Source organism: Streptosporangium sp. NPDC051023, from assembly GCF_040689595.1.
Classification (GTDB): domain Bacteria; phylum Actinomycetota; class Actinomycetes; order Streptosporangiales; family Streptosporangiaceae; genus Streptosporangium.
The window spans coordinates 1-2,022 of the sequence record NZ_JBFBCE010000217.1 but is presented as its reverse complement, the minus strand read 5'-3'; the positions used below and the strand labels follow the sequence as shown (position 1 = coordinate 2,022).

The 2,022-nt window shown below is 72.2% G+C and carries 4 protein-coding genes; 1 reads left to right on the top strand and 3 read right to left on the bottom strand.

The window, feature by feature from the left end:
* Positions 1-7 precede the first annotated feature (7 nt).
* The 3 genes from AB0395_RS48185 to AB0395_RS48175 form a co-directional block, all read right to left on the bottom strand.
* Positions 8-490 carry a hypothetical protein gene (locus AB0395_RS48185; RefSeq protein ID WP_366295090.1) on the bottom strand — a complete coding sequence of 161 codons (483 nt, stop codon included), beginning with the start codon at positions 488-490 and terminating at the stop codon, positions 8-10.
* An 81-nt stretch (positions 491-571) separates the two neighbouring features.
* The gene (locus tag AB0395_RS48180; protein ID WP_366295087.1) at positions 572-1,330 is read right to left on the bottom strand and encodes a hypothetical protein; all 759 of its coding nucleotides are present in this window, start codon (positions 1,328-1,330) and stop codon (positions 572-574) included.
* Positions 1,327-1,551, bottom strand: coding sequence for a hypothetical protein (locus AB0395_RS48175; protein ID WP_366295085.1), 225 nt, complete (start codon positions 1,549-1,551; stop codon positions 1,327-1,329). The genes AB0395_RS48180 and AB0395_RS48175 overlap by 4 nt, the downstream gene beginning before the upstream one ends.
* 30 nt (positions 1,552-1,581) lie before the next feature.
* On the opposite strand from AB0395_RS48175, the gene AB0395_RS48170 reads away from it, so the two are divergent.
* Positions 1,582-2,022 (top strand): aldo/keto reductase (locus AB0395_RS48170; protein ID WP_366295083.1); only part of this gene is annotated, 441 nt, incomplete at its 3' end.

Below are 2,022 nucleotides of genomic sequence, written 5' to 3'. Positions count from 1 at the left end.
GGGGTGTTCACGAATGCAGTTGAGCGTGAAGAACGCAGGGCTTTGAAGATGGCTTCCCGGCACGGAGATGATCGTTTCCCATGGGCCGTGGCTGGAGACCGGCGAGGGTGGTGAAACGGGCGAGGGCTGCGGCGGGGCTCATCAGACCGACCTCGGTGGCCGCCCCCGGGTGTGGCCGGGCCGGGAGCGGGCCATCCAGTGCGGCGGCCAGCTCGGCGGCGTCGCCGACCCGCAGTACCCGCGCCCATGGCCGGCCGCGCAGGCGGCCGGCCAGGTCGGCGTCAGGGGTGGAGACCAGGAGGGCGACGCCGTGGTTGGCCGCATCGGCGACCAGGCCGCTTTCCTTACCGGCCGTGGCAGTGCGGGCGACGATCGCGGCGTCGGCGGCCGCGTAAACCGTGCGCAGGTGCGCCGCCGGTAGTTCCCGGTGCTGGACGTGCAGCACGACGTGAGGCAGAGCGTCGATGCGCTGCAACACGGTGGTGTTCATGGGGGATCCGGCGGCGATCAGGTGCAACGGCCGTGTCGCCAGGGCCAGGGCGCGTTCGACGGTGGCGATGTCCTTGTGCGGCTACCAGCCGCCGACCAGGCACAGCACCCGCTCCCCGTCCCGGACACCGAGTTGCGCCCGGGCGGCGCTGCGTTCGGCGTCGGAGATGTAGGCATCCGCGTCGGCCAGCGCGAAGGCGACGATGCGGGTGTCCAGGTACGGGAACCGGGCACGAACCTCGGCCTGCACGGACGCGGTCGGGCACAGCGCCATCACGGCGGGGTGGTGCCGCCGCGCGGCGGCGCCCAGCAGACGGAGCGGGCCGTCCTCGGTGGTGTCGACTTCGTGGACGAATCTCAGGTGGTCGATCCCCGACAGCGCTGCGGTCAGGGCGTGCAGGCCTTCGGCCGCGGTCAGCACCAGTGCCACCGGCCGGGCGCGTGTGCATGCTCGGGCGCCGGCGCGAAGCGTCGCGGCTTCGGTCAGGCACCGCGAGGCCAGCATGAGCTGGTGCGGCAATCGGCGGATCGGTCGCGGCCATCGCCGTGCCGCCGTCAGGCACATCGCGACGTGCGACAGCGCGGACAGCAGCAGTCCGGCGCCCAGCAGCACCGCGCTGACCGGTTCGCTTCCGGCGCCGACGACGATCACGGCGCCGGAGGCTGCCAGCGCCTGCCCGGTATCGGCGGTGATCCCATCGGGTGCGGCCACTACCACGGCGCGTCCCTCGGCCCGCGCTTGCCGGGCCAGGGCGATCAGCGCGGCGTGGTGGTGCCCGGCGACACGGTGGGCGTTGCGTTCCACCAGCAGCAACGGCGCCGCGGCCACAGCGGCGGTCACCGTTGCGCCTCCTCGAACCGGTGGCGTAGCCAGAGCGGATCGTTGAGTCCCGCGAAAGGCGCGGGATCGCTGCCGGCCTGTGCCGCGAACACGATGCCGTCGGCCGCGCCGCGCCGGGCCCAGATCGCGAACTGCCCGCCTTCACCGCCGCTGGTCCAGGCCGTCAGCCGCGCTCTGGCCTCGTGCGCCGAAGATCCGTACTCGCAGCCGCGCGCCAGCATGGCGCACTCCCGAAACCCCGCCTTCCACGCATGAAACGGGCTCTGGTCGAAGCGGGTGACCCCGGCGACGGCGGGCGCGAACTCCACCCGGCCGGGCAGGGGCGCCAGCACGTCCACGGCCTACCCCAGCTGCTGCAGGTTCAGGACGCGGATCAACTTCAAGCCACCGTAGCCGTAGGTCAGGCCGTTGACCGGGTTAACCGCCTGCCAGACGCCCACCGCCACGACGACAAGCTCATCAACCGGCTCGCCACCGACGGCGTCGCGTACGTGCCCTTCTTCCCCCTCGGGGGCTTCACCCCGCTTCAGTCCTCGGCGCTCTCGGCGGTCGCCGCCCGATTGGAGGCAGCACCGATGTCCGTCGCGCTGGCCTGGCTGCTGCAGCGATCACCGAACATCCTGCTCATTCCCGGCACGTCATCGACGGCACACCTGCGCAAGAACATCGCTGGCGCGGGACTCTCCCTCTCT